At 56.8% G+C, this 12,521-nt stretch carries 12 protein-coding genes; 6 read left to right on the top strand and 6 right to left on the bottom strand.

Annotation, left to right across the window (positions count from 1 at the left end):
* A complete protein-coding gene (locus tag HA50_RS16375) occupies positions 1 to 297 on the bottom strand; it encodes an Rdx family protein (protein WP_084878580.1) in 297 nt (98 codons plus the stop codon).
* Between the two features lie 243 nt (positions 298 to 540).
* Between HA50_RS16375 and HA50_RS16370 the strand changes: the two genes are divergently transcribed.
* The 5 genes from HA50_RS16370 to HA50_RS16350 are packed head-to-tail and all read left to right on the top strand — an operon-like array spanning position 541 to position 6,605.
* A complete protein-coding gene (locus tag HA50_RS16370) occupies positions 541 to 2,937 on the top strand; it encodes a TonB-dependent receptor domain-containing protein (RefSeq protein WP_084876621.1) in 2,397 nt (798 codons plus the stop codon).
* Between the two features lie 52 nt (positions 2,938 to 2,989).
* Positions 2,990 to 4,018, top strand: a complete 1,029-nt coding sequence (locus HA50_RS16365) for a hemin-degrading factor (protein ID WP_084876620.1) — start codon at positions 2,990 to 2,992, stop codon at positions 4,016 to 4,018.
* Positions 4,015 to 4,839 (top strand): heme/hemin ABC transporter substrate-binding protein, encoded by an 825-nt coding sequence (locus tag HA50_RS16360; protein ID WP_084876619.1) that lies wholly within the window; start codon positions 4,015 to 4,017, stop codon positions 4,837 to 4,839. The genes HA50_RS16365 and HA50_RS16360 overlap by 4 nt, the downstream gene beginning before the upstream one ends.
* Positions 4,832 to 5,833, top strand: a complete 1,002-nt coding sequence (locus HA50_RS16355) for a FecCD family ABC transporter permease (RefSeq protein WP_084876618.1) — start codon at positions 4,832 to 4,834, stop codon at positions 5,831 to 5,833. Before HA50_RS16360 ends, HA50_RS16355 begins: the two co-directional genes overlap by 8 nt.
* Positions 5,826 to 6,605, top strand: a complete 780-nt coding sequence (locus HA50_RS16350; RefSeq protein ID WP_084876617.1) for a heme ABC transporter ATP-binding protein — start codon at positions 5,826 to 5,828, stop codon at positions 6,603 to 6,605. The genes HA50_RS16355 and HA50_RS16350 overlap by 8 nt, the downstream gene beginning before the upstream one ends.
* Positions 6,606 to 6,669: 64 nt before the next feature.
* Here HA50_RS16350 and acuI read toward each other — a convergent pair whose 3' ends face one another.
* Entirely contained in the window at positions 6,670 to 7,653 is a 984-nt protein-coding gene (gene acuI / locus HA50_RS16345; RefSeq protein ID WP_084876616.1) for an acrylyl-CoA reductase (NADPH), read from the bottom strand.
* 300 nt (positions 7,654 to 7,953) lie between these two features.
* Here acuI and HA50_RS16340 point away from each other — a divergent pair, with 300 nt between their 5' ends.
* Positions 7,954 to 8,859 carry an Rpn family recombination-promoting nuclease/putative transposase gene (locus HA50_RS16340; RefSeq protein WP_084876615.1) on the top strand — a complete coding sequence of 302 codons (906 nt, stop codon included), beginning with the start codon at positions 7,954 to 7,956 and terminating at the stop codon, positions 8,857 to 8,859.
* A 54-nt stretch (positions 8,860 to 8,913) separates the two neighbouring features.
* Here HA50_RS16340 and HA50_RS16335 read toward each other — a convergent pair whose 3' ends face one another.
* The 4 genes from HA50_RS16335 to HA50_RS16320 are packed head-to-tail and all read right to left on the bottom strand — an operon-like array spanning position 8,914 to position 12,511.
* Positions 8,914 to 10,224 carry an NAD(P)/FAD-dependent oxidoreductase gene (locus tag HA50_RS16335; RefSeq protein ID WP_084876614.1) on the bottom strand — a complete coding sequence of 437 codons (1,311 nt, stop codon included), beginning with the start codon at positions 10,222 to 10,224 and terminating at the stop codon, positions 8,914 to 8,916.
* A gap of 17 nt (positions 10,225 to 10,241) precedes the next feature.
* Complete coding sequence (locus HA50_RS16330; protein ID WP_244193590.1) at positions 10,242 to 10,991, bottom strand: amino acid ABC transporter ATP-binding protein; 750 nt, start codon at positions 10,989 to 10,991, stop codon at positions 10,242 to 10,244.
* Positions 10,988 to 11,797 (bottom strand): amino acid ABC transporter permease, encoded by an 810-nt coding sequence (locus HA50_RS16325; protein ID WP_084876613.1) that lies wholly within the window; start codon positions 11,795 to 11,797, stop codon positions 10,988 to 10,990. The genes HA50_RS16330 and HA50_RS16325 overlap by 4 nt, the downstream gene beginning before the upstream one ends.
* Positions 11,798 to 11,800: 3 nt before the next feature.
* The gene (locus HA50_RS16320; protein WP_084876612.1) at positions 11,801 to 12,511 is read right to left on the bottom strand and encodes an amino acid ABC transporter permease; all 711 of its coding nucleotides are present in this window, start codon (positions 12,509 to 12,511) and stop codon (positions 11,801 to 11,803) included.
* Between the last annotated feature and the right edge of the window lie 10 nt (positions 12,512 to 12,521).

Genomic DNA, 12,521 nt, shown 5'->3' with positions numbered 1-12,521 from the left:
TCAATTCCCGGTCGGTTTCTTCTTATCCACATGCCCCAGCTCGCGATCCGGGAAACAATAATCACGCACCCGCTGCTTTAATGCGGCGGCGTCGGGAAAACCGCCTTCCTGTTTACGCTCCCAAATCACCTTGCCATCAATGGTTATCTCAAACACGCCGCCGGTGCCGGGCTGCAAGGTGACAGAGGCTAAATCGTCAGCAAAAGTATGCAGCAGCTCCTGTGCCATCCACGCTGAGCGCAGCAGCCAGTTGCATTGCGTACAGTAATGAATATTCACCGCCGGTTTGTGTGTCATTTCATCGCTCATCTTAATTGATTGATTAGTAATAAGTTAACTGCGGTTAACAAAATGTGCTGTCTAAGATACATCTTAGTGTAAATGGTATTGATAATGATTACCACTTGCATTACATTTCTGACGAAATCATTTATAACATAAAAAAAGTCTGTAACTTTTTACGGTTTTTATACAAAACTGTGGTTTTCTGGCAGCAAGCACGTGAGCGAATACTAACAATTAACAAGGTATTTCGCGTCTATGTCTCCAATTTTTCAGGGGTTCACCTCACAGCGTCTGTTTAAAACAGCGGTGCTGGCATCCGCCATCCATGCAGCCTGCGGCTACGCAGCCACCAGCGACAATCAGGATCTGGCGATTTCAGGCAAAAAAACCACCACAAATGAACCGGTGATGACGGTCACTGCGCCGAAACAACCGCTGGTTGCCGGTAGCCGTACCACGCTTTCTGCCGACGAGTTGCAGAAACAGGGTGGTAATGATTTTGGCTCCATTATGCGCTATCAGCCGCTGGTCACCGCGCCGGGTGCCGCTGGCGGCAGCAACACCGGCAAGAGTGGCTATACCGGGGACCGTGGCGGTTATACCGGTTATAACATTCGTGGCCTGGAAGATAACCGCGTTTCCATTGACGTAGACGGCATTGAACAGCCTTTAGCCACCGGCCGCAGCTCAGTGGGCCGTGCCGGTTCAGGCACCTTCGGGATTGGTCGCGACTATATCGATCCTTATATGTATGGATCCGTGGGTATCGTCGAAGGCGCTACCGATGTTTCCAACAAGAACCTGGCGCTTGGCGGATCGGTTTCATTCCGGCCAAAATCCCCGGATGACTATTTGTCACCCACCAAACAAACCTACTTCGGTTACCAGAGTGACTACGACTCTTCCAACCGCAGCTGGCACAACGGCATCACTGCCGCGGCAGGCGATGAAACCCTGCGTGGTATTGTGGTGATCAGCCGTCGTGACGGCCAGGAAACCCGCAATAACAGCGGAACCATTGATGCGTATCCGGCGAACTGGCACTCTGACGCCATTGCCGCGACCGGTATCTGGCAGCCAAACAGCGAACACCAGTTCAGCGCCACCCTGGATTACTATCACAAAACCAACCACACCAACTTCGATTACTGGGGCAGCAGCACCACGACTATTTATGGCCGAGCCGATCAGAGCAGCCAGACGCGTCGCTGGAGCGGCATGCTGAAAGATCTCTGGACGCCAGATAACAACCTGCTGGTGGACAGCCTCGAAAGCAGCATCTATTACCAGCAAACCGAAGCACATGATGATACCGCTGCGCCAGCGGCCGGTACGGTTGAAGCCCACAATATCTATTCAAACTACAACACCAAAACCTTTGGCTTTGAAACCAAAGGGGAAAAAAGCTGGTTGTTTAACAACTTCCGCTACGGCCTGAACGGCAGCATTGCCAAAACCGAACGTCCGTACTGGCTGGATCCGGCACAGACCTCGTACAACAACATCACCCGACCTGAAGCGGATAGCCGTACCTGGAGTTTAGGCGTCTATGCTGAAGATACGATGAGCTGGGATCTGAATGGTCACACCTTCTCGATCATTCCTGGGGTGCGTTACGCTTACCAGAATACCAAGCCGCAAAATCTTTCCAGCCTGGCAGGCGGTGATGCGGATCTGTCTACCGGTGATGTGGAAACGCTTTATGGCAAGGGATTCAGTGACGGGCAGATCCTGCCGTCGCTCGCCTTCCAGTACAATCTGACGCCGAAGATGATGGCGTATCTGCAATACAAGCGCGGTGCGCAGTTCCCGAACGCCAGCCAAATGTATGGCTCATGGAACCTGTCGTCTAATTACGGTGGTAGCAATCAGTATGCTCTGCTGGGTAACACTGACTTGAAAACCGAAACCAGCAACAACTTTGAGTTCGGTCTGAAAGGTGAAGCTGTCGAAGGGATCACCTTCTCGGCGGCGACCTTCTACAACAGTTACAAAAACTTTATCGACTACACCCGTTACAGCCGTAGCGCGAATCCGGAAGTCTTCACTAACATTCCGGATAACATCGGTATCGCTTACCGCGCAGAAAACCGTGATAAAGCTTATATCTATGGGGCAGAGTTCGGCAGCAAGTTCAACATCGGGACATGGGTGCCTGAAGTTGATGGCCTGACTGCACGCCTGGCGTTTGGTTATGCGCAGGGCGCGTCGAAATCCAGCTACCTGGGTGACAAATATGTGCCGCTGGAGAGCGTGCCGCCGATGCGTCTGATCACCGGCGTGGCTTACGATGATCCGGATCAGCGCTACGGTGCCGCAGTGACCGCCACCTTTAACCACGGTAAGCGTGCCACCTACACCCAGCGTCAGAGCTATAACAACACCGGTAGCGCGATTGGTACCACCAACAATACTTACTACCAGAACATCCCAGGTTACGCGCTGGTGGACCTGACGGCTTACTATCGTGTCACCAAAAACGTCAAAATCAGTGGCGGGATCTACAACCTGACTGACCGTAAATACTGGGATTACCTCAGCAGCCGCGATCTGGAATCCACCACCAGCAAGACCGATCAGAACTACTATGATTCACAGCTTGCTGTGATGCCGGGCCGCACCTTCCAACTGGGTGTTAACGTCGATTTCTGATAATCAACTTCGCCCTGCGGTGACGCAGGGCATTTTCATGGGAGCAAGCGCAATGAACCAACGTTATGAACACTATCTGGCCCTGAAAGGCGAACATCCAAAAAAATACGCCCGCGACCTGGCCGCGCTGATGGGCATTGGCGAAGCGCAGCTGTGTGAAGCGCGCGTCGGCCACGATGCTCAGGCGTTGAAAACCGATTTCCCGGCACTGCTGGCGGCACTGGAAGCCGTGGGCGAAACCAAAAGCATCACCCGTAATGAATACGCAGTGCATGAGCAGGTAGGCAAGTATGAAAACCTGCACCTTGGCGAACACGCCGGGCTGATTCTCAACCCACGCGCGCTGGATCAGCGTCTGTTCCCGCAGCAGTGGCACAGTGCGTTCTTCCTGCGTGACATGACCGCGCGCGGTGAGCGTCAAAGCATCCAGATTTTTGATCGCCACGGCGACGCGGTGCTGAAAATCTATACTACCGAAAACACCGACATCGCGGCCTGGGATGCGTTGATTGCGCAGTTCACCACGGATGCCACCTCGCTGGAACTGACGCCGGCCAGCGGCCCGCAGCATAGCGAGACCCTTGACGCCACGACGGTAGAAGCCGAATGGCGAGCCATGACTGATGTACATCAGTTCTTCGGTCTGCTGAAGCGCCACAATATTTCACGCCAGCAGGCGTTCCGCGCGGTGGCTGACGATCTCGCCTGGCAGGTCAGCAATGATTCGCTGGCGCAGCTGCTGAACCAGGCGCAGCAGGACGGCAACGAAATCATGATTTTTATCGGCAACCGTGGCTGTACCCAAATCTTCACTGGCGCGGTGGAAAAACTGATGCCGATGGACAACTGGATCAATATCTTCAACCCTAATTTCACGCTGCATCTGATGGCGGATCACATCAGCGAAAGCTGGGTGACGCGTAAGCAGAGCGGTGATGGTTTTGTCACCAGTCTGGAACTGTTCGCCGCTGATGGCACGCAGATTGCCCAGCTTTATGGTCAGCGCAGTGAAGGTACGCCGGAGCAAACACGCTGGCGTGAACAACTGGCGTTGCTGACTACCCCAGGAGCGGCCGCATGAAACGTCTGACCCTGTTGCTGCTGACCGCGCTGGCGCTGCCAGCCCTGGCAGCAGAACGCGTGGTATCTATTGGTGGTGATGTCACGCAAATCGTCTATGCACTGGATGCGCAGCAGGATCTGGTCGCGCGCGACAGTACCAGCCAGCAACCGGCGCAGGCGAATAAGTTGCCGAACATCGGTTATATGCGACAGCTCAATGCTGAAGGCATTCTGGCGCTGAAACCGACGCTGGTACTGAGCAGCGAGCTGGCGAAACCTTCGCTGGTGCTGCAACAGGTGGAGCAGGCGGGGGTGAAAGTGGTGGAAGTCACCGGCAAAAACAGCGTTGACGCTATCCCGGAGAAGATCGCCACCATTGGTAAAGCCCTGCATCGTGAGGCGGAAGCTAAAGCGCTGACGGAAAAAGTGCAGAAGCAACTGGCGCAACTGCCGAGTCAGCCACTGCCGGTGAAGGTGCTGTTTATCATGGCGCACAGCGGCATGAACACTCTTGCGGCGGGTGCGCAAACCGGCGCTGATGGTGCCATTCGCAGCGCCGGTCTGGTGAATGCCATGGGGGCGGTGCCGCATTATCAGCCGCTGTCGCAGGAAGGCGTGGTAGCGGCTGCACCGGATCTGGTGGTGGTGGGGCAGGATGGCCTGCGTACCCTCGGTGGTGAAGAAAAGGTGTGGTCACTGCCCGGTCTGGCACTGACGCCTGCGGGTCAGCATCATGCGTTGCTGGTGGTGGATGAGATGGCGCTGCTGAGCTTTGGTCTCGACACGCCGGATGCCATCGTCAAGCTGCGTCGTGCGGCTGAAGCGGCGAAACATGACTAACGTGGCGATGCTGCGCTGGCTGAGCCTGATGGCGGTCAGCATGCTGGTTTGCATGCTGATGGCAGCCAATTTTGGCGCGATGCCGCTATCGATGCGCACGCTGTGGCACGCGCCTGTTAGCGATATGGTGTGGCAGATCTGGCTGAATATCCGTCTGCCGCGCGTGCTGCTGGCGGTGCTGCTGGGCATGGCGCTGGCGGTCTCCGGTGCGGTGATGCAGGGGCTGTTCCGCAACCCGCTGGCCGATCCGGGCCTGTTGGGTATCAGCAGTGGGGCCGGTCTGGCGGTGGCGCTGGCGATCATCGTGCCGGTGGCGCTGCCGCCGATCCTTGCGTTATGGCTGCCGATGCTGGCCGCGTTTATCGGTAGCCTGGTGGTCACTTTATTGATCTTCAGCTTCAGTCGGCTGGCGATGGGGAACCTGTCGCGGCTGCTGCTGGTGGGGATTGCCATCAATGCGCTGTGCGGCGCGGCGGTGGGGGTGCTGTCCTGGATCAGCAACGATCAACAGCTGCGCCAGCTGGCGCTTTGGGGCATGGGCAGCCTGAGTTCGGCGCAGTGGCCGAGCCTGACGGTATGTGCCGTGCTGATCCTGCCTGCGCTGATCGCCATCCAGACCCGGGCGCGTCGCCTCAACCTGCTGCAACTCGGTGAGGAAGATGCGCATTACATGGGGATCGATGTGAAGCGTACCCAGCGGCAGTTGCTGGTGCTGAGCGCGTTGCTGGTGGGGACTGCGGTGTCGGTCAGCGGCATTATTGGGTTTGTCGGGCTGGTGGTGCCGCATGTGATGCGCTTCTGCCTCGGCAGCGATCACCGCTGGATGTTGCCAGGATCGGCGCTGGCCGGAGCGATCTTATTGCTGCTGGCGGACACCCTGGCGCGCACCGTGGTGATCCCGGCAGAAATGCCGGTAGGTCTGCTGACCAGCCTGCTTGGCGGTCCGTGGTTTCTCTGGCTGATTCTGCGCCAGCAAAGGGGGATAAATGAGTGATCGTATGCAGGCGCGAGGTCTGCGCTTTAGCCACGGCACGCGGGCGTTGATTGATAACGTCTCCGTCACGCTGGAACCGGGCGAAATGGTGGCGCTGATCGGTCCGAACGGTGCCGGTAAATCAACCTTGCTGCGCCTGCTGACCGGTTTTCTCACCCCGGATGCCGGTGACTGCTGGCTGGGAGAACAGCCGCTGGCGGAATGGCCGCGTGAACCGCTGGCGCAGCGCCGTGCGGTGATGCGCCAGCAAAATACCCTGACCTTTCCCATGCCAGCGGAAGAGGTGGTGGCGATGGGACGTGCGCCCTGGCCCACAGCGGGCGGGAAAGCGGTGATTGAGGAAGTGATGCACATCACCGGTAGCCTCGAACTGGCGCGGCGTGATTATCGTTCGCTGTCTGGCGGTGAACAACAACGCGTCCAGCTGGCGCGGGTACTGGCGCAGCTGTGGCATGAAGATGGGCCGCGTGGCTGGCTGTTTCTGGATGAACCCACCTCGGCACTGGATTTGTTTTGGCAGCAGCACAGCCTGCGTTTACTGCATCGTTTAACGCGCAATGGCCGCTTCAGCGTGTGCACCGTGTTGCACGATCTGAATCTGGCATCGCTGTGGTCGGATCGTATTTTGTTGTTACATCAGGGAAAACTGGTGGCCGAGGGCGCACCGCATGAAGTGATGACGGAGCAGACGCTGACGCGCTGGTATCAGGCCGATCTGGATGTGGTGCATCAGGCGGAGCAGGGCAGGCCGCAGATTCAACTGCGGGCCTGATTGCATATCATGAGGTCGCCATAAATGGCGACCCTACAGATTTCAGTTGCGTACCGGCCTGCTGTTACCGGCAATCAACGATCAAACGACCGCGAACTTTCCCAGCCAGCAGCTGTTCCGCACCTTCACGCGCTTCACTGAGCGGGATCACGCGGGTGAGTTTTTCCAGCTGATTCGCTTCCACCAGTTCAGCCAGGCGCTGCCATGCCTGTTGACGCAGCGGCAGCGGGCACATCACGCTATCCACACCGGCCAGAATCACGCCGCGTAAAATAAAGGGAGCGACGCTGGCGGGCAGATCCAGCCCCTGCGCCATGCCGCAGGCGGCGACCACGCCATCCCGCTTCATGCCAGCCAATACGTTGCTTAAGGTATGGCTGCCAACGCTATCAATGGCGGCGGCCCAACGTTCTTTCGCCAGCGGTTTACCGGGTTGGCTCAGCTCGTTGCGATCGATCACTGAAGCTGCGCCAAGGGTATTGATCAAATAGTCGCTGTCGCTGGAGCGGCCGCTGGAGGCCACAACTTCATAGCCAAGACGCGCCAGCAGGCTGACACTAAAGCTGCCGACGCCACCGCTGGCACCGGTCACCAGCACCGGACCGTGCTGCGGCGTGATGCCCTGTTTTTCCAGCGCCATCACGCACAGCATGGCGGTGAAGCCTGCGGTACCAATCGCCATAGTTTGTAGCGGACTCAGCGCCGCAGGCACTTTCACCAGCCAGTCACCGGAGACACTGGCCTTCTGCGCCAGGCCACCCCAGTACTTCTCGCCCACGCCCCAGCCGGTCAGCAGCGCCACATCATCCTGCTGCCATTGCGGGTGACGACTGCTGATCACACGACCAACAAAATCAATACCAGGCACCATCGGGAACTGACGCACAATCGGGCCTTTGTTGCAGATGGCGAGTGCGTCTTTGTAATTAAGGGTGGAGTAGCTAACTGCGAGGGTGACATCCTGATCGGGTAGTTGTTTTTCTTCCAGATTTTTCAGGGATGTACGATATCCCTGTTCGTCATTATCAATGACCAGTGCCTTGAACATGCAGCCTCCGGCTGGTTGAGGAAATTGGGGGTAATGGTACTCCCCAAATCAGGATGCGACCAGTGAACCAAATCAAGTGTATTTCATTCTCCGTTACCGCCCTGAACACCAGGGCACGGTGACAAATTGATGAAGTTAAGGTCGAAAATGGACGATTTTCGCCAGTGATATTCCTGATTATTACCTGAAGCCATTCTGATTCCCTTAAATCTCTGTGATGTTTTTATTCATTGTATTTCATATGGTTATTCATGGTGGTAGCGTCCGGGCACTTCTATCGTATTGGCAGGTGTAACGTTTATGAGTGTCATCCCGGCTCCGCATGATGCGCTGTTCAAAAGGTTTCTTAGCCATCCCCTGATTGCCAGGCAGTTCCTGGAGATTCACCTGCCGTCATCAATACGCCAGCACTGCGATCTGGACACTCTGCAACTGGTTACGACCACATTTATTGAAAGGGATCTGCGCGCGTTATATTCCGATGTTCTGCTGGCGATGAAGACCGACAGTGGTGAAGGGTATATTTATGCGCTGATTGAGCATCAAAGCTCACCGGATAAACATATGACCTTACGCATGATGCGCTACGCGATTGCTGCCATGCAACGCCACCTGGATGAAGGTCATGCTGAATTACCGATTGTCGTACCGATACTTTTTTATCAGGGAAAAACCAGCCCCTATCCTTACTCCATGAACTGGCTGGCTTCATTCCACAACCAGCATCTGGCTGAACAGATTTATTGCCATCCCTTCCCACTGATTGACGTCACGGTAATCCCGGATGAGGAGATCATGACGCATCGTGCGGTAGCACGGCTGGAAATGGCGCATAAGATCATACGTCTTCGCGACATACTGGAAAATATCGACCCGATGGCAACGTTACTGTCGGTGGATTACAATGATGATCTCTCTGTCGACGTGGTCTACTATCTGATGCAACATGGGGATACGGATGATCGGGAAAAACTCGTTGAGATACTGATACAAGCCAAACCTCAACTAAAGGAACAGATTATGACTGTGGAACAACAGTGGCGTCAGGAAGGTCGTCAGGAAGGTCGTCAGGAAGGTCGGCAGGAAGAACGCCAAAGATTAACGCAGGAAATGGCGCGTCGTATGCTGGCGAAAAAGCTGGACCTGGAAACCATTATCGAGCTGACAGGCCTCAGCGAAGGTGAGTTACAACAACTGTGTGCCTGAATAGCAAACTTCACGGCAGCGGCGCGATAAATCATGCCGCTACCGGATATCACATCAATCGCGTGCTTTATCCACCGCATCGCGGAAACGATACCAGCCGGTCACCAGCGGTAAAAACCACGGTTTGCCGCCGTACAGCGGGATCGGTTTAAAGGTATTGCGTTCAAATGACAGCGGGCGCGCTTCGGTGCCGAGTAACTTCTGCGCCGCGCGATAACCAAGCCAGCTCATCAGCGCGACACCGTTGCCATTGCAGCCCACAGCAAAACGCGCGTTATCCATCTCTCCGGCATAGGCGGTCTTATCCCATGTCATGCCGACATGGCCGCTCCACGCATGGCTGATACGATACGGGGCCAGCTCTGGCCAAATCGCCAGCATGCGCTGACGAATACGGATCGCCGCGGTTTTATCATCGCAATCCATAATGCCGGGACGCGATCCAAACAGCAGACGCGTGCCATCGGGGGAGGGGCGGGTATAGATCAGATCGCGGCGGCTGTCGGTGATCATTCGGCCGCCAGGGATCAGCTTCGCCATCAGTTCAGGCGGCAGTGGTTCGGTGGCGATCTGGTAGCTTTTCACCGGGACAATGCGTTTTGCCAGCTCAGGCGACGCCTGGGCATCGGTGTAACCGTTGGTGAGGAAAATCACCTGACGCGCGCGCAGCGTGCCGCGCTCGGTATATACCACCTTGCTGCCACCTTCGTTTTCCACTCCGGTGACGCGCGCATGGGAGAACAGCTGCGCACCAAATTTTCGCGCCAGATCGCGCAGCGCGCGGTTGTATTTACCCGGATGCACGCCGCCATATTCATCCACCAGGATGCCGCCGTGATAAAAATCGGAGCCGATGATCGGTGCCTGGGTGGCGCGATCGATCTTATGCACCGTAACGCCGGTGACGCGATGCAGGATATCGCCCATCTGATATAAACCTGCCAGCTGCTTCTGAGTATGCGCGCCAAAATAGCGCCCACCGATAAACAGATCGGCGTCCAGTTGTTCCTCACGGACCAGATCCTGAATAAAGGCAAAGGAGGCGATGGAGTCGGCGATCATGCGCTGGAACAGTTCCGGAGCGATGCCTTTAATGGCGCCGCCCACCACCAGTTTCTGCCCGCTGCTGATCATGCCGCCGGTACGGGTGCTGCCGCCGCTGCCCAGTTCGTTTGCCTCCAGCACCACCACTTTTTTGCCGTGGCGTGCCAGCTCAATCGCGGCGTTAAGTCCGGCAAAACCGGAACCCACAATCACCACCTCGGTTTCAGCCGGTAACGGATCGCGACAGGTTTCCGGCGGTGCGGCGTCCCACCAGTAAGGGGTGGTTTTGAAATCTTCAGTAAAAATTGCCTGATCAGACATGATGTCTCTCAACTCCGTTACAACACCTGGCCGAGGAACTCGCGCGTGCGCGCATCCTGCGGATCGTCAAAGAGCTGCGCCGGGGGCGCCATCTCCACAATTTTGCCTTTATCGGTAAAGCACACCCGGTGCGACACCTCACGCGCGAAGCGCATTTCATGCGTTACCAGCAGGCAGGTCAGGCCGTCATCCACCAGTTCACGAATGGTGTTCAGCACTTCCTTCACCGTTTCCGGATCCAGCGCAGCGGTGACTTCATCAAACAGGATGATTTCCGGCTGCATCGCCAGCGCACGGGCAATGGCGACGCGCTGCTGCTGGCCGCCAGAAAGCTCTCCGGGGTAGCGCCCCTCTTTCCCTTCCAGCCGCACCTTTTTCAGCAGGCGCAGCGCCCGCTCGTGTACCGCGTCGCGTTCATGTTTCAGCACCTGCATCGGGGCCATCATCACGTTGTCGAGCACGGTGCGATGCGGAAACAGGTTGTATTGCTGAAATACCATCGCCACCTGATGGCGTAGCGGACGCATCGCTTTTTCGCTCTCGATCTCATGGACGCGGTGATTGCCGACGCGGATAAAGCCGTCGTCGATCGGCAGCAGGCCGTTAATACAACGCAGAATGGTGGATTTACCCGAGCCGGAAGGCCCGATAATACACACCGCTTCGCCTTTGGTGACGTCCAGCGAAATGCCTTTCAGCACCTCGGTGTTACCGAAGGATTTGTGAATATTGTCCAGCTCGATCAGGGACGGAGTGCGATCGATCATATGGCATCCCCTTTGGTATGGTTTTCCAGCCGACGCGCCAGCAGGGCAATCGGATAGCAATAACAGAAGAACATCAGCAGCACGGTGACGTAGAAATACACCAGCGAGCCTTCGCTTTCGGTTGCCAGCGTGGTGCGCAGCAACGTCACCACTTCCTGCACTCCGGTAACGGTAGCCAGTGCGGTGGAGATGGCCAGCAACGCGTACAGGTTCATCCAGCCGGGAATAATGCGGCGCAGCGCCTGCGGCAGGATCACGATGCGATAGATCTGCCACGGGCTGTAACCGAGTGAGCGGGCGGATTCCCACTGGCCGCTGTGCACCGAGTTCACTGCACCACGGATCACCTCGGCAAAGTTAGCCGCAGTGGGCAGACTCAGACCGACAATCGCCTTAAACAGCGGTGACAACGTGAACTGAAAACCCAGCAACTCCACGCGATACGGCAGCAGATACAGCATGGAAAACAGCAGCACCAGCCAGGGGGCGTTGCGCAGAAAGTTCATCACCGCGCGCGCCGGGATACTGAGCCAGCGGCGTTTCGCCAACATCAGCAGGCCGAGAAACAACCCGAGCACCGTGGCAATCGCCATGCTGGCGATACCAATAAAGATGTTAAGAATGAAGCCACCGTTCAGCGGCCAGCCGTGCATCGAACCGGTGAGCAGCAGAGGCAGCCTTTCCCACACCTGGTGCCACTCGCCACCGCGATCGGTGACCATGCTGAACAACAGCAGCAACAGACCAATAAACAGAAAGGCGTGGCGCGTTTGTTTTTTGCGTTTCAGATAGAGAATGTCGCTCATCACTCAGGCTCCATAACCGGGATAGGCCAGCGCGCGCTGCACCCAGCCAATCAGCCACACCACTGCGCTCACCAGCACCACGTAGATCACCAGAATCAGCAGCATCACTTCGAGGGTGCGAAAGGTGTCGTTATAGATCTGTCCGGCGGCATACATCAGTTCCGGGACGGTGATCACCGACGCCTGCGAAGTGGTTTTGAACAGATTGGTCAGGACGTTGGTCAGCGGCGGCAGGCAGATGCGCGCGGCAATCGGCATCTGCACATGGCGGAATAACCCCCAGCGCGTGTAACCCAGGGAGCGCGCCGCTTCCAGCGTCGCTTTCGGCACCGCATCGAAGCCGGAACGGAAAGCTTCGATGCACAGCGCGCCGCCAAACAGGCTGAGCGACACGGTGGCCGACATAAAGGCGCTAATCAGCGGCACCTGCAACCCGGTCACCGGGTCTTCGCTGGTAAAGCCAATCTGCGTCAGCGTGAAGTAGAAGAACAACATTTGCAGCAGCGGTGGCGTGTTGCGAAACAGCTCGACGAACAACTCGATACTGGCATCCAGCCACGCGAGTCGGAACGTCAGGCCAAAAGCGCCCAGCAGGCCGATAAGAATGGCGAACAGCGAAGAAAGCGCCGCCAGTTCCAGCGTTTGCAGCACACCCTGTAGCAGCCATTGCTGGTACGTCGGGTCGAGCAGCCAGGAGAAATCGAGTCCGAACATGTTACGCTCC

The sequence above is a fragment of the Pantoea cypripedii genome (genome assembly GCF_002095535.1).
GTDB classification, from domain to species: Bacteria; Pseudomonadota; Gammaproteobacteria; order Enterobacterales; family Enterobacteriaceae; genus Pantoea; species Pantoea cypripedii.
Note: the sequence above shows the minus strand (reverse complement) of the source record. Positions and strands in the feature narration are given on the sequence as shown.

Bases quoted from the DNA above. Each gene is read 5' to 3' on its own strand.
- HA50_RS16375 (WP_084878580.1), bottom strand. From the start codon at position 297: ATGACACACAAACCGGCGGTGAATATTCATTACTGTACGCAATGCAAC.
- HA50_RS16370 (WP_084876621.1), top strand. From the start codon at position 541: ATGTCTCCAATTTTTCAGGGGTTCACCTCACAGCGTCTGTTTAAAACA.
- HA50_RS16365 (WP_084876620.1), top strand. From the start codon at position 2,990: ATGAACCAACGTTATGAACACTATCTGGCCCTGAAAGGCGAACATCCA.
- HA50_RS16360 (WP_084876619.1), top strand. From the start codon at position 4,015: ATGAAACGTCTGACCCTGTTGCTGCTGACCGCGCTGGCGCTGCCAGCC.
- HA50_RS16355 (WP_084876618.1), top strand. From the start codon at position 4,832: ATGACTAACGTGGCGATGCTGCGCTGGCTGAGCCTGATGGCGGTCAGC.
- HA50_RS16350 (WP_084876617.1), top strand. From the start codon at position 5,826: ATGAGTGATCGTATGCAGGCGCGAGGTCTGCGCTTTAGCCACGGCACG.
- acuI (WP_084876616.1), bottom strand. From the start codon at position 7,653: ATGTTCAAGGCACTGGTCATTGATAATGACGAACAGGGATATCGTACA.
- HA50_RS16340 (WP_084876615.1), top strand. From the start codon at position 7,954: ATGAGTGTCATCCCGGCTCCGCATGATGCGCTGTTCAAAAGGTTTCTT.
- HA50_RS16335 (WP_084876614.1), bottom strand. From the start codon at position 10,224: ATGTCTGATCAGGCAATTTTTACTGAAGATTTCAAAACCACCCCTTAC.
- HA50_RS16330 (WP_244193590.1), bottom strand. From the start codon at position 10,991: ATGATCGATCGCACTCCGTCCCTGATCGAGCTGGACAATATTCACAAA.
- HA50_RS16325 (WP_084876613.1), bottom strand. From the start codon at position 11,797: ATGAGCGACATTCTCTATCTGAAACGCAAAAAACAAACGCGCCACGCC.
- HA50_RS16320 (WP_084876612.1), bottom strand. From the start codon at position 12,511: ATGTTCGGACTCGATTTCTCCTGGCTGCTCGACCCGACGTACCAGCAA.